The organism is Streptomyces sp. NPDC054842, from assembly GCF_053611025.1.
This window is the reverse complement of sequence record NZ_JBSGZN010000007.1, coordinates 122504-142273: the sequence shown is the minus strand read 5'-3', so window position 1 is coordinate 142273 and position 19770 is coordinate 122504. Positions and strand designations below refer to the sequence as shown.

12 protein-coding genes and 3 pseudogenes are annotated in these 19770 nt (G+C 70.2%); 11 read left to right on the top strand and 4 right to left on the bottom strand.

Features of this window, described 5'->3' with window-relative positions:
- Positions 1-218: 218 nt before the first annotated feature.
- The 3 genes and pseudogenes from ACWGIS_RS08085 to ACWGIS_RS08075 form a co-directional block, all read left to right on the top strand.
- A pseudogene (locus tag ACWGIS_RS08085) lies at positions 219-570 on the top strand (transposase); the annotation flags it as partial.
- A gap of 296 nt (positions 571-866) precedes the next feature.
- The gene (locus ACWGIS_RS08080; RefSeq protein ID WP_453361552.1) at positions 867-1925 is read left to right on the top strand and encodes a WD40 repeat domain-containing protein; all 1059 of its coding nucleotides are present in this window, start codon (positions 867-869) and stop codon (positions 1923-1925) included.
- A 592-nt stretch (positions 1926-2517) separates the two neighbouring features.
- Positions 2518-3846: a HEAT repeat domain-containing protein gene (locus ACWGIS_RS08075; RefSeq protein WP_453361551.1), complete on the top strand. Its 1329-nt coding sequence runs from the start codon at positions 2518-2520 to the stop codon at positions 3844-3846.
- 146 nt (positions 3847-3992) lie between these two features.
- Here ACWGIS_RS08075 and ACWGIS_RS08070 read toward each other — a convergent pair whose 3' ends face one another.
- Entirely contained in the window at positions 3993-4781 is a 789-nt protein-coding gene (locus ACWGIS_RS08070; protein ID WP_453361550.1) for an SDR family NAD(P)-dependent oxidoreductase, read from the bottom strand.
- An 85-nt stretch (positions 4782-4866) separates the two neighbouring features.
- Between ACWGIS_RS08070 and ACWGIS_RS08065 the strand changes: the two genes are divergently transcribed.
- The gene (locus ACWGIS_RS08065; RefSeq protein ID WP_453361549.1) at positions 4867-5718 is read left to right on the top strand and encodes a helix-turn-helix transcriptional regulator; all 852 of its coding nucleotides are present in this window, start codon (positions 4867-4869) and stop codon (positions 5716-5718) included.
- Positions 5719-5873: 155 nt separating this feature from the next.
- Here ACWGIS_RS08065 and ACWGIS_RS08060 read toward each other — a convergent pair whose 3' ends face one another.
- Positions 5874-6116, bottom strand: coding sequence for a hypothetical protein (locus ACWGIS_RS08060; protein WP_453361548.1), 243 nt, complete (start codon positions 6114-6116; stop codon positions 5874-5876).
- A gap of 12 nt (positions 6117-6128) precedes the next feature.
- On the opposite strand from ACWGIS_RS08060, the gene ACWGIS_RS08055 reads away from it, so the two are divergent.
- From ACWGIS_RS08055 to ACWGIS_RS08035, 5 genes and pseudogenes are all read left to right on the top strand, one after another.
- Entirely contained in the window at positions 6129-6353 is a 225-nt protein-coding gene (locus tag ACWGIS_RS08055) for a hypothetical protein (RefSeq protein ID WP_453361547.1), read from the top strand.
- 2 nt (positions 6354-6355) lie between these two features.
- Positions 6356-6492, top strand: a pseudogene (locus ACWGIS_RS08050) (IS21-like element helper ATPase IstB); the annotation flags it as partial.
- A 181-nt stretch (positions 6493-6673) separates the two neighbouring features.
- The gene (locus tag ACWGIS_RS08045) at positions 6674-8473 is read left to right on the top strand and encodes a S8 family peptidase (protein WP_453361546.1); all 1800 of its coding nucleotides are present in this window, start codon (positions 6674-6676) and stop codon (positions 8471-8473) included.
- 90 nt (positions 8474-8563) lie between these two features.
- A pseudogene (locus ACWGIS_RS08040) lies at positions 8564-8632 on the top strand (HalD/BesD family halogenase); the annotation flags it as partial.
- A 408-nt stretch (positions 8633-9040) separates the two neighbouring features.
- Positions 9041-11215, top strand: coding sequence for a SpoIIE family protein phosphatase (locus tag ACWGIS_RS08035; protein ID WP_453361545.1), 2175 nt, complete (start codon positions 9041-9043; stop codon positions 11213-11215).
- Between the two features lie 147 nt (positions 11216-11362).
- On the opposite strand, the gene ACWGIS_RS08030 is transcribed toward ACWGIS_RS08035, so the two are convergent.
- Complete coding sequence (locus ACWGIS_RS08030) at positions 11363-12547, bottom strand: type III polyketide synthase (RefSeq protein WP_453361544.1); 1185 nt, start codon at positions 12545-12547, stop codon at positions 11363-11365.
- Between the two features lie 688 nt (positions 12548-13235).
- On the opposite strand from ACWGIS_RS08030, the gene ACWGIS_RS08025 reads away from it, so the two are divergent.
- Both ACWGIS_RS08025 and ACWGIS_RS08020 read left to right on the top strand, forming a co-directional pair.
- On the top strand, positions 13236-14219 hold the full coding sequence (locus tag ACWGIS_RS08025; protein WP_453361543.1) for a S8 family peptidase: 984 nt from the start codon (positions 13236-13238) through the stop codon (positions 14217-14219).
- Positions 14220-14606: 387 nt separating this feature from the next.
- Entirely contained in the window at positions 14607-17729 is a 3123-nt protein-coding gene (locus tag ACWGIS_RS08020) for a discoidin domain-containing protein (protein ID WP_453361542.1), read from the top strand.
- Between the two features lie 195 nt (positions 17730-17924).
- On the opposite strand, the gene ACWGIS_RS08015 is transcribed toward ACWGIS_RS08020, so the two are convergent.
- Positions 17925-19700 carry an asparagine synthetase B family protein gene (locus ACWGIS_RS08015; protein ID WP_453361541.1) on the bottom strand — a complete coding sequence of 592 codons (1776 nt, stop codon included), beginning with the start codon at positions 19698-19700 and terminating at the stop codon, positions 17925-17927.
- Between the last annotated feature and the right edge of the window lie 70 nt (positions 19701-19770).

The window sequence follows — 19770 nt, the reverse complement described above, 5'->3', positions numbered from 1 at the left end:
GTCTGGCGGACACGGCGGCCTTTGACCGCCGGAGCGCAGCAAGGAGACGCGGCAGCCGTGTCGCGGCGCTGGGGTGTGTGCTGTGGTACCGGTGGGGCGATGGTATTGATGATGCCTGCGAGCTGTGACTGCTGTCCGACGCTTTAAATCTGACCTTTGAAGACGATCTCCAGCACCCAACAACGGTGCAACCCCAACTACGAGAGCAGTAGCGACCAGCCAACACCCACGACAGCCTGGCCCTCCAACCGCTGGCCATGGAGATCCCGCCCCTCCACAGCCCCTGCGGATTACGGCGCCGCCGGCCGGTGAAACTCAACGGGGACAAGGGCTACGACTATCCCGACCTGCCTCGATGGCTCCGCGCGGAACATCATTCCTCGCATCGCCCGCCGCGGAGTCGAGAACTCACAACGGCTGGGTCGACACCGCTGGGTGGTCGAGCGCACAGTGTCCTGGTTCAGCGGATGCCCCTTCCTCCACTGACGCTACGAACGCAAGCCCGAACACTTTCTGGCCTTCACCGCCGTCGCCACCAGCCTCATCAACCACCGTCGACTCACCAAGTGAAACGACGTCCGATCATCATGCACAAGATCAGCAGGCACCCAACAGACCCTGCCGAGGAAGCACGCAACTGCCAAGCCCCACACCAAATCGGCGTTCTGACGATCAGTAAGACGCCGTTTTCTTCGATGGGTGACTGTGTCACTCTGTGCGGAGCCGCTTGAAACTCGGGTCCAGCCCCATGACCTGGACGCTCGGTGCGGCGCGCAGCAAATACCGACCGCGGAATGGGGTCGGCACAGGTGTCTTGTCGCAGGCGAACCGACTGAAGGCCAGTTGGAAAGGGGGGGAGGCATCGCATGGATGAGGATGTCGTATCAGGTGCCGGCCGACCGCGTCGTACGAGACTGCTGAGATTCTTCCGCGATCGCGTACCAACCCGCCCCGACGCGCGCGAGGAGCGGCCGTCGGCCAAGGCCATCGAGAGCTCGCCTGCCGACCATGCCACGGTTGGGCCGGCAGGCGAGCAGGTCCTGCACGGCCACACCAACTGGGTCCATTCGGCGACCTTCTCTCCCGATGGCCGGCTGCTGGCCACCTGCAGCGGCGACATGACCGTCCGGATTTGGGACCTCGCCACCGGAACAACCCGGCACGTGCTCACCGAGCACCGGTCGAGCGTGCATGTGGTGCGGTTCGCCCCCTGCGGGGACCTCCTGGCGAGCGGCGACATGGACTCGGTCCGGCTGTGGGACGTCACAAGCGGCCACTGCGTGCGTGTTCTCGACCACGCCGACGCTCTCGGGCTCGGAGTCTGTACCGCGGCGTTCTCCCCCGACGGCCGCCGACTGGCCACCAGCGACGGCCGCGTCCTGGTGTGGGACTTGCACAGCGACCGGGCCCCCGAGCCGCTGACCCACTCCACCACCGACGGCTGGGCGGTCGCCTACAGCAGAGACGGGCGATACCTGGCTGCCGTTACCGCCTCGATCGCTGTGATATGGGACGCGGCGACCCACGAACGACTGCGGGAGATGAGCCGCCCCGGTAAAGCCGGCCCCTTGGCCTTCAATCCCAGCGGAACGCTGCTGGCTACTGCCAGTGCCCGTCGGACGTGGGCCTGGGATGTGGCAACCGGCGAAGAGTGCACCCAGTTCACCGGCATCCACCGCGACGATGTGACCGACCTCGCCTTCTCTCCCGACGGCCAGACTCTTGCCACCGCCGGGTGGGACAGCCAAGTCGGGTTGTGGGACCCGACAACCGGCGCTGCCTTGGGTCGACTTACCGGACTCAGCCAGCCGTTCGTATCAGTCGAATACTCACCCGATGGCCGGCTACTGGCAGCCGCCGGATGGGACGGTCTCATTCGTGTATGGAACACGCCCGCGCCCCTGTTGAATGAAGCTGACGGGTGATGGAAATCGCGGACCCTCAAGGCGTCGTTCGCTCTCGCCTGCACCATCACTTGTTCTCAAGGACTCGCCACGACCGAGGACCGGCGACGCGTCGGCCACGGTGACGCGACGTACGACGTAGGCGGTACCCACCCTCTCCGTCTCCGGGGGGGGCAGTCTTGGATCGCCAGACTCGGCTCGGCCGTGGTGATGTCGAACCTGCCCATCATCGGCCGCGTGCCGGCCAGCAGCGCGCTCGCCGGGCTGCTCGCCCCGGCCGAGGAGGACGAGCACGTGTGAACCGGCTGAACGTTCACCGCCGGATGGGGCACCACGGAGCTGCTGCACCCCCGTCTCGTCCGGCCCGAGCTGGCTGTGGAGGTCGGCGTCGACGTCGCCCGGGACAGCGTGGGCCGTCGACGCCTCCCCGCACGCTGGCACTGGCCTCGCCCGGACCTGACCGGCAACGACGTCCCCTTCTACGGTGCGTGAGCCGAAGAGGGCTGTTTTGACAGGCGATGTTGACCGATTGACAGGCGAGTTCGACCGCTGAGCTCGCGGAGACAGCTCGTCTGCGCGAGCGGTGTCAGCGGCCCCTGCGAGCATATGGATCATGAAACGATCCGAGGATCTCCTGGCAGGGCTGGACGACATCGACTGGGCGACCTTGGGACACGCCTACGGCAGCGCCAAGGACGTGCCCGGCCAGCTCCGGACGGTGTGCGGGCCGGACGAGGAAGCCCGAGAGAGCGCCTTCCGCAGCCTGTTCAGCAACATCTTCCACCAAGGCACCCGGTACTCGGCCTCTCCGCACGCCGTTCCGTTCCTCGCCCGGATCGCTGTCGCGGGCCCGGTCGGCGCTCGGGCCGACGCGCTGTTGCTGCTGACCCGTCTGGCCGTTGACTGGCACGACGAGTACGACCTCCCGCTCGGCATCGACACCGCAGCGTGGCGTGCTGCGGCCATCAGCCCTGAAGAAAATCTGCGCTGGTACGACGAGCAGATCGCCGCCGAGACCGAAGAGGAGCAGCTGCAGAACCTGCGCGAGGGACGGGCGTACTGTGCGGCGGGGCATCCCGTGGACGCCCGCGAGGGCGCACTGCGCTCCTATGACGCGGTCCGCGCCCAGCTTCCCGTCCTGCTCGAACTGCTCGACGACCGAGACCCGGAGATCCGCGCCGCGACCGCGTACCTCCTCGGCTGGTTCCCCGAGGAGGCCGACGCCACCCTGCTCCCGTTGCTGGCCAGCCTCGACGGCGAGCGGGACCCCGTCTGCACAGCCACCGTCCTCGTCTCGGTCGGGCTGCTCGCCGACCATGACCCGGACGGCCGACTCCGGCACCACCTCAACCACGAGCACCCCTTGCCGCGCTGGGCCGCCGCCACCGCCCTTGCCCGCCTGCTGGTCGCGCACCCGGCCTCCGCGCCAAGCCTGCCGCCGGCGGAGAGCATCGCCGCCGAACTGGCAGCCTTCGGCGCCGGGCCGGCCCCCGCACCCGCCACCGCCCACCACGCCGGCGACCTGCACAGCTACACCGTCCGCAGCCTGCTGCACCTGATGCGCGCCGCCGAAAACCCGGACGGGATCCTTCTGAGACTTGTCCGCGCCCTGCCACGTATCGAGAAGACCAAAGTCGTGCCGAGCCCGCTGGCGGTCTGCACCGAGGACCTGCTAGAAGCCCTGTTCGAGCCCGCGGACACCAGCGCGGGATTCGCTGAGCTCTCCCCCGGGCGCCAGGAGTTGCGAAGGGTTCTGGCCGAACTGCTGACCGACGCGGACTTCCAGCCCATGCCATTCGGCTCAGACCTCCACGAGCGGTTCACCCAATACGGCCTTCCCGGCACCCGCCCCGCCCTACGCGCCTACGTCGGCCTGTCCACCGAAGGCGAGAACCCCAGCGCCCCCCTCCCCGGCCCCTGGGAACCATTGCGCGCCCACTGATCCCCCACCGCCCCTCAGCGAGCACTGGCCGCTGGCCGAGAGGAGGCGGAGATATTGGGGCCGACCATGTGCTCGCCGATGAGGCAGCGGCAGAGCCATTCTGCGAAGCTCAGCTGACGTGGGCGGGGCCAGACCTCGAGCTGGGGCTACGCCGTGGAGGAGTACGCAGTCGAAGCGGCGCAGGTCACGTACGAGGCACGGTCGCTGAGCAGCCAGGCGGCTGCCTCGGCGATCTCCCGGGGCTCACCCATCCGGCCCATCGGGATCCTTGCGCTCATCCCCTCGATGAGTCCGGGAGTCGCCGCTTCCCATTCGTCGATCATTTCGGTGGCGGTGCCGCCGGGGGTGATGCCGTTCACGCGGATGTTGGCGGGGGCCAGGTCGACCGCGGCGGTCTCGGTGAGGCTGTTGAGCGCGCGCTTCATGGCCCCGTACGCGGGCAGGCCGGGATTGGCCCGGCGGCTACCGATGCTGGAGGTGTTGACGATCGCCCCGCCGCCGCCCTGCCGCATGAGGGCGACCTCGGCGTTCATGGCGGTCCAGTGCGAGCGGAAGTTCACGGTGAACTGCTTGTCTATGTCCTCATCGGTGGTGGCGTCGACCGGGCCGGGCTGCTGGATCACTGCGCCGTTGTTGAAGGCACCGTCCAGGCGTCCGTGCAGCTCCTCGACGCGGTCGACGGCGGCGCGGATGCTCGCGGAGTCAGCGAGGTCCAAGGTGACAGCGCCGGCGACGCCGCCGTCGGCACGGATTTCCTTCACGATGCGGTCCAGGGCATCGGTGCTACGGGCGGCGAGCACGACGGCGGCGCCCTCGGAGGCGAAGAGCCGGGCCGCGGCCGCCCCGATGCCGCGGCTGGCGCCGGTGATGAACAGGATCTTGCCGGTGAGCAGGCCGACGGGTGCACTGGCGGTGGTGTTCGTGTTGTTCCTCATGGCAACAGCGTCCGGCCGACTGCCGACCGGATACAGGCACAGGCTGTACCAGGATCCGCCGCCGCGCCGCGCGCACACTGGGCGTATGGACAAACAGGAACTCGGGGCGTTCCTCCGCAGCCGCCGCGAGCGGCTCCGCCCGCAGGACGTCGGCCTCCCCTCCGGCCCGCGACGCCGCACACCAGGTCTTCGCCGCGAGGAAGTGGCGGTCCTCGCGCACATTTCCACGGAGTACTACATCCGGCTCGAGCAGGGCAGGGCGCCACGCCCCTCGGGCGACGTCCTGGCGGCGATCGCGGGAGCGCTGCGGCTCACTGATGCGGAGTCCGACCACATCCATGTCCTCGCGGGCACCGCGCCGAACCGGACCGGACTGCACCGGCGCGACGTCCGCCCGAGCATCCTGGACCTCCTCGAGCGGCTGCCGCAGACGGCCGGCTTCGTCATGTCCGCCGCGTGCGAAGTCCTCGCCTGGAACGAGCTCGCCGCCGCGCTCATGGAGGACTTCGCCCCGCTCGCCCCCGAGGACCGCAACCTCGCCCGCCGGGCCTTCCCCGGGCCGCGGCCCGACGATACGACGCTCTACGGGATCTTCGACGCCGCCGACTTCAGGCTGGGCGTCGTGACGCAACTCCGCACCGCCCTCGCCCGCTACCCCACCGATCCCTCGGTGACCGGCCTCGTCGACGAACTCCGCCGTACCAGCCCCGACTTCGCCCGGCTCTGGGAACGACACGACGTGCAGGCCGCGCCGATGCTCACGAAGACCTTCCGCCATCCGACCGTCGGTGAGGTCACCGTCGACTGTGACACGCTCACCCTCACCGACCGTGACCAGTACCTCGTGCTCTTCAGCGCGCCTCCGGGATCTCCCGGCGCCGAAGCCCTCGCCCTCCTGAACGTTTTGGGGGCAGAGGCCAGTCACTACCCGCGGTAGCGCCACACTGTGCGGTCAAGCCGGAGGAGCCCCGCAGGCAGGAGCCGCCGGACAAGCACTGTTTTCCCTGCATGAGCGCTTCGGTTCGCAGACAGTCAAACGGATCAACGGTGTTCGGCAGTCCCAACGGTCGTTGTCCTGTGCGCCGGTGGCGGTTACCGGAGTTCCACCCCGTATGAACTTCCGCTATATTCCCAGCCGTCGGTGCCGGCGCCGATGTCGGCGACGATGATCTCGTCGATGAAGAGGTCTTCGAGGTCGTCGTCGCGCAGGTCGCCGGCCAGCCACAGGGCCTCGATCCCGGTCCAGTCGCCGCGGCTTGCATCGATGCGCAGGAGGGCGGCGCGGCGGTTGCCGCGTTCGCGTTCGTCGTTGTAGCGGTTGGTGCTGGAGGCCAACAGACAACGGGCATGGCCGACCAACTCGGCCTGGTGCGCGGTGAGCACGGGATGCTCGGCGAGGGGGATCACAGCGACGAAGGCCGCGTCGCGTACCTCCGCGTTGTCGTGGCCGAGAAGAGGATGAACAGCGGAGACGATCGCCGGGCGCAGGTCCCGGAACGCGCGCATCTTCCCGTACTCGTCGAGAAACTCCTTGCCGAAGTGGCGTTCGCCGCCCTGGTCTCTCGCGACTGAGCCGCGAAGGGCTGCCGCTGCCTCTGATCGGCGACAGGGACACCGGCAAGTCGCCCCTGCTGATCCCGCTGGGCACCGAGGCCGCGACGGTCGGCCTCGGCTCAGGTACGTCCTGGCCACCAAACTCGTCATCGAACTCCCGGTAGGCCCCGGCCCTCCGATGCTCAGAGCACGTCACTTTTCAGCCATTCCCCTGTAACTCCCCTGCACGGAAAGGTACTTCCGCACGGGAGCACGCGCCTGACATCTTGCATCCACCACTCGTTTCGTGCGGCCCCGCCAGTGTCCTCGGCACGGCCGGGCCGTCTACGGAGGATGCCTTGATACCCCACATATCCCGTCGCCCCAGACGCACGCTGGTCCTGGCGGCCACGCTCGGCGCAGCCCTTGCGTTCGGCGCCCCGGGCGCCCTCGCGGGCACGCTCCCCGTCGACCCCTCCACCGCTCCGGCCGCCAACGCCCACGCTCCGGCCGCCGTGCCGGCTTCCCAGAGTGCGACCTGGGTGGCCGGCACGCGTGCCTACCTCGTGATCACCGCCCCCGGTGACAATTCGGCGGTCCGCTCCGCGATCGCGGCCAACGGCGGCACCGTCTTCTCGAACTTCGACGCCATCGGCGTGATCGTCGCCCACTCGGCGTCCAGCGCATTCGCCGCCACCATGCGCGGCGTCGCCGGCGTGCAGCAGGTGGGCGCCACGCGCACCTCGGACGTCCCGGCCGCCGCCTACAACCCGGCGCTCCCGGCCAATCCGGCCCAGTCCTCGACTCCGGCCGGAGAGCCGGTCCGGGCCGACATGAGCCAGATCAAGGCCGACCAGGCCTGGGCCGTGAACCCTGGCTCCACCTCCGTCACGGTCGGCGTCCTGGACACCGGTGTGGACGACCAGCACCAGGACCTGGCGCCCAACTTCAACGCGGCCGACTCGGTCTCCTGCGCCTACGGCAAGCCCGATACCCGTGTCGGCGCGTGGCGGGACGTCGACACGCACGGCACCCACGTAGCGGGCACCATCGCCGCGGCCAAGAACGGCAAGGGCGTCGTCGGCGTGGCCCCCGGGGTGAAGATCTCCGCGGTTCGGGTCGCTGAGCCGGGCAACTCCTTCTTCTTCGCCGAGAACACCATCTGCGGCTTCGTCTGGGCCGGTGACCACGGCTTCAAGGTCACCAACAACAGCTACTACACGGACCCGTGGCAGTTCAACTGCCCCGACAACGTCGACCAGGCCGCCATCATCGAGGGCGTCAAGCGCGCCCAGGAGTACGCCGAGGGCAAGGGCTCCCTCCAGATCGCCGCCGCGGGCAACGAGAACTACGACCTCGCCCACAAGACGACCGACTCCGCGAGCCCGAACGACTCGACGCCGGTCACCCGCACGATCACCAACGCCTGCCTCGACATCCCGACCGAGTTGCCGGGCGTCGTCACGGTCGCGGCCAACGGCACGGGTGTCACCAAGGCCTCGTTCTCCAATTACGGGCAGGGCGTGATCGACGTCGCGGCGCCGGGCAGCAACGTGTACTCCACCGTCCCCGGCGGCGGCTACGGCAGCAAGAGCGGCACCTCGATGGCCACCCCGCACGTGGCCGGCGTGGCGGCACTCATCGCCAGCGCCAACCCGGGCATCAGCCCGGCGCAGATCCGCGCCAAGCTGGCCACCCAGGCCAACGACATCGCTTGCCCCTCGGACAGCCGCTGCACGGGCACGACGGCCAACAACTCGTTCTTCGGCGAAGGACAAGTCGACGCCTTCAAGGCCGTCGGGACCACCCCGCCGCCCGGTAAGTACTTCGAGAACCTCGCGGACTTCGCCATCAACGACAACGCGACCGTGGAGAGCCCGATCGCCATCACCGGCGTGACCGGTAACGCCCCGGCCACCCTCAAGGTGGGTGTGGACATCAAGCACACCTACATCGGTGACCTGAAGGTCGACCTGGTGGCGCCGGACGGCACCGTTTACACGCTGCACAATCACTCCGGCGGCAGCGCCGACAACATCGCCCAGACCTACACCGTAAACGCCTCCTCGGAGGTGGCGAACGGCACCTGGAAGCTGCGCGTCAATGACAACGCCGCCTCCGACACTGGCAAGATCGACGCCTGGAATCTGACCTTCTAGGAACTGTCCGGGCGATAGCTGGGGGCAGCGGCGCCCAGCACCCGTGCATCTCGGTGTCGAAGGTCTTGCCCAGTGAGAGACAAGGGCGGCATGGATAGCGCCGTACCTGAGCAGATGCTGGACGAGACCTTCGACCACGCTGTCGTGCACCACGGATGGGCGACCTGAGCAAGGCACGGTTGCCGCAGGTGAGACTGCCGCCCACTCCCCCACCGAAGCTGGTGCCGCTCACGACGACGCCGGGCTCAAGACGCGCGAGGCCCTGATCCGAAGGCCTCCTCGTCCAGGTGATCGACGCTACCGGCTGTCTCACGGAAACAGCCGAGAAGGTGGCCGCCGCCGCACTCGTCGCGGCTGGTCAGACCTCTGCGAACGGTGACACCGGGTGGCGCCCGTGCCCTCGCCGTAGGCGGCGTGAGCTGTCCGTGTTCAGGCGACGATCGGCTGATGTGGGCGAAGCGACCCCTCTTGTTATTCAATGAGGTGTGTGTCGGGGGATCTCGGGGCTCCGTCGCACCGGTCCGAATAGCCGCCCCGGCGCCGCCCCGGGGATTGTGAGAGAGCCGCATGGACTCCACACCCTCCCCCTCCCCCACCCCGTCGTCCTCATCGCCGTTCGACCTGGTCAGCAGTGCCCTGGGGCGCTACGTTCCGCGTGGTGGAGCGGCGGCGGCCGGCGGCTCCGGCGACCCGCAGGGCGACCGCGCTGTCCGCCCACGCGTGTCCGACGATCCTGCGGCCGACCGTCAGGAGCGGATTCTCGGTGTGGTCAACCTGGACAGCGACCTGAGGATCACCCGCTGCAATCTGGACGCCGTCGTGTTCGCGGGGCTGGGCGTCACGATCGGGAGTTCTTTCGCCGACCTGCTGCCTCCGGGGGACGTACCGACGGTCACGCGGCGGTTGCGGCAGGTCCTGGAGATCGGTGAGGCCCACGTCGCCCGCATCCAGCGGCTGCGGCGCGGCGACGGCTCGGAGCTGGTCGTTTCCATGAGCATCCTGCCCGCAGCCCCGCCCCAGGAAGGCTTGACCGTCTCCCTGATCGCCATGGCCAAGCGACTGCACCTCTACGCCGCCGAGACCGCGATCGGCACCTCGCTGGACATCGGTGAGACCGCCCAGTCGCTGGCCGAGTCCCTGTTGGCCTGGGGGGACGTGGCCGCCGTGGACCTCGACTACGCCGTGTGGACGGGTGAGGGAGTCACCGCCCAGGCGCAGGGACGCATACGACTACGACGGGCGGCCCTGGTGCCCGACCGGGTATGGCCCGAGGGGTACGTGACTCCGGGTGACGATCTTCCGAGCGACGCGAGTCGCCTGCTGGCGCAGGCGGTACGCCGGGACGATTCGCCGCAGGCCATCGTCCTGCCCCACCGAGAGGCCATCAACCGGCTGCTCGGAAGCCCGCGGGTGATCCGCGCCCTGGTGCCCGGCGACCGGTCGGCGAGCGTGGCATGCCTACCGCTGGTCCTGGACGGCACGCCGCCCGTCGTACTGGGCGTGGCGGAGGTCTGGCGGCGGGCGGACATGCCCTTCCAGGACAGCGAGCTGTTCGACCTGCAGGAACTGGTGGCCAGGACCGCCCATCACGTCGATCTGGCCCGTCAGCACCAGCGCGAACACACCCAGGTGCTCGCTTTGCAACGCCGGCTGCTCCCCCGGGCGGGCGGCAACACCATGGAGATCGCCAGCGTCTACCAGCCCGCCACCCCGGACAGCGCGGGCGTCGGCGGGGACTGGGTGAACAGCTTTCCGCTGCCCGACGGCCGTACCGCACTGGTGGTCGGCGACGTCGTAGGGCACGGGTTGGGAGCCGCAGCGACGATGGGCCAGCTGAGCATGGAGGCCCGCGCGCTGCTTTCGGCGGGGCTGGCACCCGACGAGGTGCTGGAGCACCTGGACAAGACCGTCACGCTGCTGGACGACGCGGAGTCCGGGCTGACGGCCGGCTACAGCGCCCTAGGCTCCACCTGCTGCATAGCGCTCTACGACCCGGTCAGCCATCAGGTGGCGCTCTCCAGCGCGGGTCACCTCCCCCCGGTTCTGGTGCTTCCGACCGGCCGCGCGGGGCCGCTCGCGGTGAGCCCTCACCCCGGTCTCGGCGCCGAGTTCGCTCTACGGGAACCGTTCGAGGTGTACACCTTCAGCGCGCCTCCGGGCTCCCTGCTGGCCCTCTACACCGACGGCCTGGTGGAGGATCCGGCCCTCCCGATCGACGAGGGGATCAGCAGACTGGCGGATGTCCTGTCCACGGTGCATCCCTGGGACACCCTGCAGCAGGCCGCACGGCACGTCGTCTCCACGCTGGTACCCGGACGTCAGCGCGACGACATCACCCTGCTGCTCGTACGGATGATCGGCTACCGCAAAGAGGACACCGCGACCTGGCGGCTGCCCGCGCGCGACGACGCTCCCGCCCGGGCCCGTGCGCACGTCTCCGCGCAACTGCGGCAATGGCGCGCCCGCAACAACGTACGGGACGATGTCCCTCTGCTGGTCAGCGAGCTGGTCACCAACGCGGTGCGCTTCGCCTCCGGCCCCCTCACCGTGCGCCTGATCAGATCCGGCCACGGCCTGCTGTGCGAGGTCGGCGACACCGGCAACGGCAGGCCACGTCTGCGCAGGGGCGACCTGCTCGACGACGGGGGGCGCGGGCTGCAGATCGTGCACAGGCTCACCACCCGGTGGGGGGTGCGGTGGACCGACACCGGCAAGGTGGTCTGGGCCGAAGTCGCACGGTGACGCTGCCGCGCCGAGCGGAACGCCGCCCGGGGACGCCGCGCAGACGGGGCGCCAGGCGCGTCAACCGACGGTGCCCTTGGGGACACCCCCGGCGTGAGCGGTGACGCGAGCAACCCGGTTACGAGCGTTGGGCGGGTTCGGCACGCACTACAACCACTCCCCCTCGAGGGCGGTGGCGGTAAGGCCGGGTGCCGCGGCGTACAGGACGGCGCGACTGCCCGGCTTCTGCCCGGCGTCGTGCGCCCGCCTCAGGATGTCGAACACGGCGGCGCCTCCGCGGTTGCCGCTGGTGTAGCTGTCCCGGCTGTAGTCCAGCAGGCCCGACGGCCACGTCTCGGGCATGGTCTGCTCCATGTACTCCAGCACCCGGGTCCCACCGGGGTGCGCGAGCAGCACGTCGGGGTGCCAGGACTCCGGGTCGTCCTCGTAACGGACGCGCAGCCACTCCCACATCGCGTTGACCGTCTCCTGTACGGCGCGCGGCCCCCGCCGGTCCATCACGAAGTGGGCGCCGTCCTCCCGCGTGTCCAGGCGGTGCAGGTCCTGGGTGCCGGGCAGGGTGTGGTGCCAGGCGGCGTCCAGTCGCAGCACCGACTCGCGCCTCGGCCGGCCGGTGACCACCGCGGCGACCGCGGTGTCGGCGAACAGCAGTCGGACGATCAGGGACTCCAGGGTGTCGTCGGCGGGCTGGTAGGTCGTGCTCAGCGCCTCCGAGATCACCACCAGCACCACCCGGTCGGGATCCGCGGCCACGAGCTCCGCCGCCAGGGCCAGGGAACGGGTTCCCGCGACACAGGCCCACTGCGTGGCCGGCAGGAGCATCACATCGTTGCGGAGCGCCAGCTTGTTGGCCAGGGACACGTCCAGGCCCGGCAGCGCCGGGGTGGTGGAATGGCTGGTGATCAGGCAGTCGACATCCGAGGCATCCAGTCCTGCGATCTGCAGCGCCCCGCGCGCCGCCCGCTCCCCGTAGGCCTGCACGGCCTCCCAGGCGGGAGCGGTGCGCTCCTGGACGGTCTGCGGCGCGGGTATCGCCTCGAGAGCGGCGATCACACGGTCCACGTCCTGCTGGGTGAACCCTTCGCGCGCCAGCGCGCTTTGGGCGGGTCCGGTTCCGACGGCTCGCAGCGCGCCGCCGCTGCCGGGGGCGACGGCGGTCTCCAGCGGCAGCATCCATCCGCGGGTCGCTATGCCCGTGCCGGCCGCGATGCCGTCCATCCGCGGCTCCCACGCCGCCTGGGGATGCCGGTCACGCACCTCCGCCACGATCTGGCTGGTCTCCACGGCGTGCTCACCGTGTATCACGGCAGGAGGACAGAGGTATGCGGCCATGATGAGCACCTTTCCAGGGGAACAGAGAGGATCGTCAGGAGGGCTGCGCCATGGGCCACTTCGGAACATCGGGCCTGTGCCGACGGGCTCCGTCACGGGAGGCGCTGTCTCCGTCGAGCATGGACGCAAACGGACATTTACGCTGTGACCTACACAACTTGAGCGCCGTTCCCAGGGCGTGATTCGGCACACACCGGCAGGAAAGAGTCACCCCACCCGCACTACAGGTCCCACCTGACTCGGTATCAGCCGCCCTGCTCAACGGTCCGCACCCAATCCCGTCGGGTCAGCGGTCCCCCGCTCGTTCGGAGTCGTCACGTACGGCACCGTGGTCGTCCACAGACGCGCTCACACGCTTCTCGGTAGCTGACGAAGCGCCAGGACGCGCCCGCTCGCGGGGCCGACCGAACGCCCGGAACGACCTGCCCATACGTGGTCCCGCGCAACCCGCTGCAGGACTGTTACTCGCACAAGCCGCCGGAACCACCCGCCCCCGCAGGTCGTCTTGTGCGCTGACTGCGTGTGAAACAGGGTGACGGGGGACGTTGTGACGCGGAATGTGACGAAGGCCGGTCTCATGGCGGTGGCCGTGGCGACCGTACTCGGGGCTTCGGCCTGCGGAGGCGCGGCCGGCAGCGCGGCAGCAAGGAGCGACGGGGCGCGACCCGCGCACGGGAGCGAGGAGTCAGTGACGCCCTCGCGAGACGGGGTGCCGTCGGACCCGGCGTCGGCGTCGGCGGGCGCCGAGCAGGACGAGTCCGCCGTCGCGCAGGCTGCGGCAGGGCCCGTCACCCGGCACGTGCCGTGGAACCTGGACATCCTGGACCAGCGGTCCAGGCCCCTGAACGGAAAGCTCACCACCACCGCAACAGGCAAGGGGGTTCACGTCTACGTGATCGACACCGGGATGGACATCGCCCACAAGGAGTTCGGCGGACGCGGCCGTCTCGGCGCCGACTTCGTGGGGCCGAAGGACTCCGGCGACTGCTTCAGCGAGGAGGGCACAGGTCACGGCACGTTCGTGGCGGGCATCATCGGCGGGGCGAAGTACGGGGTGGCGCCGAAGGCGGATCTCGTACGGGTCCAGGGCATCCTGTGCGAGAGCGACGGGGGCGGCTCCCCGGCAGCGGCCGAGGCGGCCGTCGTCAAGTCGGTCAAGTGGGTCACCGCGCACGCGAAGAAGCCCGCGGTGGTGAACATGTCGCTCAACCTCGACCACCGGTCGCCGGAGCTGGAGTCAGCCGTCAAGAAGATGGTCGACGCCGGGATCCCGACGGTGGTGGCGGCCGGCAACTTCCATGACGACGCCTGCAAGCACTCCCCGGCCGGCGTCCCCGGCACGATCGTCGTCGCGGCCGCCACCGCGAAGGACCGCCCATGGAGCGACGGCGGCAGCTACGGATCCGGTCACGGACGCTGCGTGGACCTGTACGCCCCCGGCCAGAAGGTGACCGCCGCTCTGGCCGGCGGCGGCAAGGTCACCCAGAACGACGGCGCAACGTCCTGGGCGGCACCGCACGCGACCGGCGTGATCGCCCTCTACCTGTCGGCACATCCCCACGCCACTGCCCAGCAGGTCCACGTCTGGCTCGACCGCACGGCCACCCGCGGTGTCCTGCACGGCGTACGTTCCGACACCCCCAACCGGCTGCTCAACACCGGCGGTCTGTGAGGTGCCTTCGGCGTGAGGCGAGGAGGTCTCCGACGAATAGGGCACACTTCTCGAGCCCTCCCGCCGGATGCGGTTGCGGTTGCGGTTAGGGAAGGGCGTACGACGGTGCGCTTTTCCTCGCACCTCATTTCCCCCGCTTGAGCCTGCGCGGTTGTTGACGGAGGGCATCCCCGAACAACTCCGCGCATCCCGCAGTTCCGGAGACCTACGCGCCGAACCGCCTCAGTGAGGTTGGTCTGGCGTTCACCTTCGCGCGCCCGCTCAGGACGAGGCCGTGAACGAACTCGGTAACCCCCACTCCCGTCACCCCCCTTGACGCACGGTCGATTCCGGACGAACAATCTCGGCATCCGCTTGACAACGTTGTCTTACCGAAAGGCGCCCAGCGTGCCCGATGCCCTGTCTGTCGATCGTCGCCGCTTCGTCCAGCTTCTCGGCGCGACCGCGCTCGCGGCGACCGTCCCCGTCACCCTCGGCAGTGGCGCTGCGAGCGCCCATGGACACCCTGGTGCGGCGCCCGACACCGTCGCGGACATCTACTACCGTGTTCTGCTTAACCACACGCACTGGTCCGAGACTCAGTGGGACCAAGCCCACGGCTACTACACGGCCAAGGACTTCGGCTTCGCCGTGGTGCTGGGCAACGCCGTCCTGCTCACCCACGGCAGCTACGACAGCGACCGCGCCGGCATCGACGAGAAGACGCTCAGAGCCCGGACCATAGCCACGATCCAGCACTTCGCCGCGTCGAACCGGCTCACCGGCGGCACCCAGTGGGGCCGGACGCTCTTCTTCGACACCACATTCCAGCTCTACTTCGTCCTGGCGGCCCGGCTGTTGTGGGACGAGCTCGACGCGGCCACCCGTACCCACGTCGACACCATCGCCCGCGAACAGGCGGCCTACACCACGGGCTTGGGCACGGGGAACGACCCGAACTCCGGAAGCTGGACCCCGAACGGCCTGCTCGGTGGCCATCAGGGCGACACCAAGCTGGAGGAGATGGGCGTCTACGCGCAGTCCCTGGCCCCCGGACTGGCATGGGCCACGGACGACGCCCGGCACGCCGACTGGGACAAAATCTTCGGCACCTGGTCACGCAACGAGACCGGCCTGCCCCAGGCGGACCTGGTCAACCCGGCCCGTGTCGACGGTGTCCCCGTCTCCGACAACACCGCCCGCAACCTGTACAACACCTTCATCGTCGAGAATCACGGCTCCTTCGGTCCGCACTACCAGCAAGAGCTGTTCCGCACGTCCGGCCGCAACGCCGCCCATTTCATCACCGCCGGGCGCCCGTTGCCCCAGGTGCTCACCAACCAGCCGAACGCGGACGAGCTGTGGCGCACCCTCCTCGGAGTGATGAGTGACGCCGGCGAGCCGCTGATGCCGATGGTCAACGACCGTGAACACCTCTACGGCAGGGAAGTCATCCCGCTCGCCTTCCTCGCCCAGGTGGGCGGGGACCGCGCCGCGGCCCGGGCAGAACTGGCCCTGGCCGAACGGCTGGAGTCGTATCAGAAGTACCCGCCGGAGTACCGGCTGGCGAAGTTCTCCGGGGAGCCGAAGTACGAGCCGGAGGCCCGCGCGGAGGTGGCCATCAGCTACCTCCTGCACCTGTGGGCCGCGGACCAGGGCCGCACCGTCCGGCCCCTGTCCGCGGAGGAACTGTTCGAACACGCCTCGGGAGTCACCGACTTCGGTGCCGTCCCCGGCCTCGTGTCCCACCAGACGGCCGGCGCCTGGGCCGGCGCCGTGACCAAGCCCGGCTTCGTGAAGTTCGCCTGGCAACCGGCCCACGACAACTGGCTGTTCAGGATCAGCGGGGCGATCCCCATGTTCCTGCCCAGCACGGCCGCACAGGTCACCGGCCGCCAGGTGAGGACGTACACCAGACTCCGCGACGGGTTCGACGGCAGTGCCACGGCACTGCGCCTGACCACCGGGCAGGCGGGGCTGACCACGTTGCCCTCCGGAACGGTCGTCTACGCGACGACCGGCGTCGCGGCGGGAGAGGGACACCTCGAAGTCCACAACCTCACCATGCCTGGCATGGCAGGTCTGACCGGTTCCCGCACCTACCGATTCGCGGAGGGCAGCGCCACCGTGAAGGCGCAGGACGACCGGCCGACCGCCGCTTCCCCGCGCGTGGACGAGGTCGTCTTCACGCGGACCGAGGTCAGACACCTGCGCATGACCGGCGTCCTGCCCGACCCGACGTACGGCTACTCGCTCTACGCCTTCGAGGCCCGCGACGGCGTGGACGGCACCGACCTCGCCCGGAGCGGGACCGCGACCGCGTCCTCGTACGACCCCGGCAAGGAGCCGAAGCTCGCGGTGGACGGCAACGCCACGACCCGCTGGGCGGTGTCGAGGGCCGACCGGCCCCGGGCCGACAGCTGGATCGCCGTCGATCTCGGCGTGACCCGGGCAGTGGACCGTGTCACGCTCCGCTGGGAGGCGGCCGCCGGACGTGCTTACACCGTGCAGGGCTCGACGGACGGCCAGAAGTGGACCGACCTCGTCTCCTGGCCCGAGCCCGACGTCTCCAGCAGGGGCGGCTGGATCGACATCGACGGTCGCGCCGGCCTCGTCGTGCGGGGCTCGAAGCAGCCGCTGGCGGTGTACGGCGACACGGTCGTCCTGGCCGACGGTGCGGCTTCGCCCCTGCTGGCCGAGGGGTATCCCGGCATCTCCACGGACGAGCTCCGTGACCTCGCCCGTCGTGACGCACCACAGGCCCAGAACGGCGGCGTCCGGGCGGCTCTCACCGAGGACCACCTCAGCCTGTTCAACCTGACCGACCGGGAGATCGCGACCCGCGTCGACATCCCGCAGTCCGGCATGCGCACAGTCCTGTTCGAGGGACACCAGGCCCTCACCGCCCAGGGCAGCGCCTACGAGGCGCGGCTCGACGCCGCCACGGCCGAGCTTCTGCCCCCGCGTGTGGTGGTGAGCCCCGTCCTCGGACGGAAGCTGCCCGTCGGCTTGCGGGCGGAGGTCGTGGACGCCGCGACCGTGCGGCTCACCGGGCCGTCCTGCACCTTGCGGGTGAGCGGCCAGAGCCGTACCGAGGTGGCGGTGGTCCGGGTGGGCCGCACCACCACGGTCACCCTGGAGGGCGCCGACGCCTACCCGCTGGACGACCTCGCCCTGGGCCGGACGGTCTTCCCGACCACCCCGCTCCCGCCCGGCATGTCGGCCCCCTCGGCCGCTGTCGACGGTGACCCGCACACCGCGTGGGCGCCCGGTCCGGACGGCCGTATGGTCGTCGACCTCGGCGCCGAGCACACCGTCCGGGAGATCCGCACCGTGTGGACCGGAGGTCACGTCCCCGACGTGAAGGCTGAACTGAGCAGCGACGGTCTCACCTATACGCAGGCCGGCCCCCTCACCGGGTACGGCCGGACCCGCGAGCTCACCGTCGACGCCACCGCTCGCTACGTGGCTCTGGCGACCGACGCGGGGCGGCGGGGTGACGCCCGGCTGACCAGCCTCTCCGTGCGCTGACCGAGGCCGCCACACGGAGAGGGCTTCCCGAAGGCGGAACTCCTCCCACTTCGGGATCAGTTCCGCCCTCGGGCCGGGTGCCGAGGCTTTGTCTCCGGGCTTCTCGTCGCACGCCGAGCGGTCGGCATGGCCGCGGGGTCATCGGCCGTACGTCCGTCGCGGTTGCGGACGGTACAGCCGTGGAGGTTTCGGCGGTCACAGGTCGTAGGACCGCAACCACAGCTCCAGGGTGAGGACCAGCCACAGCTTGCCGCCCTGGCGCGGCAGCAGCGTGCCCTCGCCGCGCATCCAGGTGCGGACGGTGGCGGGCCGGAACAGCCCCCGCTGCCGGGCCGCGCGGCCGAGCAGCAGGTCGCCGCCCAGTTCGCGCAGTGGTCCGCTCAGCCATTGCTGCACCGGGACCCGCATCCCGCTCTTGGGCCGGTCCACCACGGTGGCGGGCAGCAGATCGCGTACGGCCTCTTTCAGTACCGACTTCTCGGCCGTGCCGCGCAGTTTGAGGGCGGGAGGGGTGGCGAAGGCGTGGTCGATGACGCGCCGGTCGAAGAGGGGGGCGCGGCCCTGGAGTCCCTGGGAGGCGGTGAGCCGTTCGACCTTGGTGAGGATGTGGTGGGCGCCCTTGGTCCGCAGATTGCAGTGCAGCAGTTGGTCGAGCAGGTGGGTCATCCGGTCCGGGCCGGTGAGGTAGGGCTCGACGAAGCGCTGCGGGGCCGGGGCGGAGTCCAATGCGGCGAGCGCGTCGGGGGTCAGCAGGTCGGGCAGGTCGGTCCAGCACTTGCGGTAGGAGCGCAGATAGGCGGTGGCCCGGTCCTCGTACCAGGGCGCGTCTGCCGCTCCCGGCGCCCCGGTGTGCATCTCCTGGACCAGCATCGGCAGGTTCTTCGGACCACCGAAGACGGGGTCTCCGCCCTCCCCGTTGAGGACGATGCCGAGCCCGTCCCCCGCGACCGCCTCCGCGAGCATCAGGTTGGGTACGGTCAGCGGGTCGCCGACCGGGCTGTCGAGCAGGGCGGCGGCCTCGGCGAGCCGGGCCGCGACCGCCGAACCGGACACGGTCAGCACCCGGTGCCGGGTGTGGCAGTGGGCGGCGACGAGCCCGGAGTAGCCGAGTTCGTTGGGGAGTTCGCCGCCGAAACTGATGGAGTAGGTGTGCACGGGGTGACTGTGCTGCTTCGCGGCGAGCGCGGTGACGAGGGAGCTGTCGACGCCCCCGGACAGCAGGACCGCGACGGCGTCGGCCTCGGGCAGCCGGCGTGCGGTCGCCTCTTCGAGCAGGGCGCGCAGTGTCAGGGCGTACGTGTCATCGGGGCGTGGCCCGCCCGGCTCGCGGTGGCCCTCCTGCGGTTCCCAGTACACCTGTTGGGTGAGGGTCCCGTCGACCGCGAGCCGTACCACCCGTCCGGGCAGCACTTCGCGCACGCCCTCCAGCAGCGTCTCCTCGCCCGGCAGGTAGGCGAAGGTGAGGAAGGAGCGCACGGCGGAGAGGTTCATCCGGGTGCCCAGTGCGGGCCAGCGGCGCAGGGCGCGCAGGGAGGTGGCGGCGGCCCAGGTGTCGCCGGCGCGGGCGTAGAAGAGGGTGCGGGCGCCGACGTGGTCGCGGATCAGCACCAGGTCGCGGCCGTCGAGGACGGCGAGCGCGAACATGCCCTCGGCGAGCGCGACGCCCGGTGCGCCGAGCCTGGCCCACAGCCGCAGCAGCACCTCGCCGTCGCCGCAGCCGGGCGGGGCGGGGGCGCCGGCCGTGACGAGCGCGGTGAGCAGGTCGGCGCGGTTGTGCAGGGTGACCTCGCCGACGGCGCGCATTCCTGACGCCTCGAACGGCCCCTCGGCGTGCCCGGGTTCGTCGGGCAGCAGTGCCAGACCCGGCGCGAGAGGCGGGGCTCCCATGGCGGTGAGGTGGGCGTCGGCGGCCGCGGGCCGAGCGTCGGGGTGGCCGGGATCCGGGCCGAGACAGACGCAGAAGCGTGCCATGGAGCGAGGGAGTCCTTTCGTCGTTGTGTCCGGGTGCGCCCGCGCGCTTCTCGGGGAGGTGGACCGTGCG

Coding starts and splice junctions, on each gene's coding strand:
- ACWGIS_RS08035 (WP_453361545.1), top strand. CDS start 9,041: ATGGACTCCACACCCTCCCCCTCCCCCACCCCGTCGTCCTCATCGCCG.
- ACWGIS_RS08080 (WP_453361552.1), top strand. CDS start 867: ATGGATGAGGATGTCGTATCAGGTGCCGGCCGACCGCGTCGTACGAGA.
- ACWGIS_RS08070 (WP_453361550.1), bottom strand. CDS start 4,781: ATGAGGAACAACACGAACACCACCGCCAGTGCACCCGTCGGCCTGCTC.
- ACWGIS_RS08055 (WP_453361547.1), top strand. CDS start 6,129: ATGGCCGACCAACTCGGCCTGGTGCGCGGTGAGCACGGGATGCTCGGC.
- ACWGIS_RS08065 (WP_453361549.1), top strand. CDS start 4,867: ATGGACAAACAGGAACTCGGGGCGTTCCTCCGCAGCCGCCGCGAGCGG.
- ACWGIS_RS08015 (WP_453361541.1), bottom strand. CDS start 19,700: ATGGCACGCTTCTGCGTCTGTCTCGGCCCGGATCCCGGCCACCCCGAC.
- ACWGIS_RS08030 (WP_453361544.1), bottom strand. CDS start 12,547: ATGGCCGCATACCTCTGTCCTCCTGCCGTGATACACGGTGAGCACGCC.
- ACWGIS_RS08075 (WP_453361551.1), top strand. CDS start 2,518: ATGAAACGATCCGAGGATCTCCTGGCAGGGCTGGACGACATCGACTGG.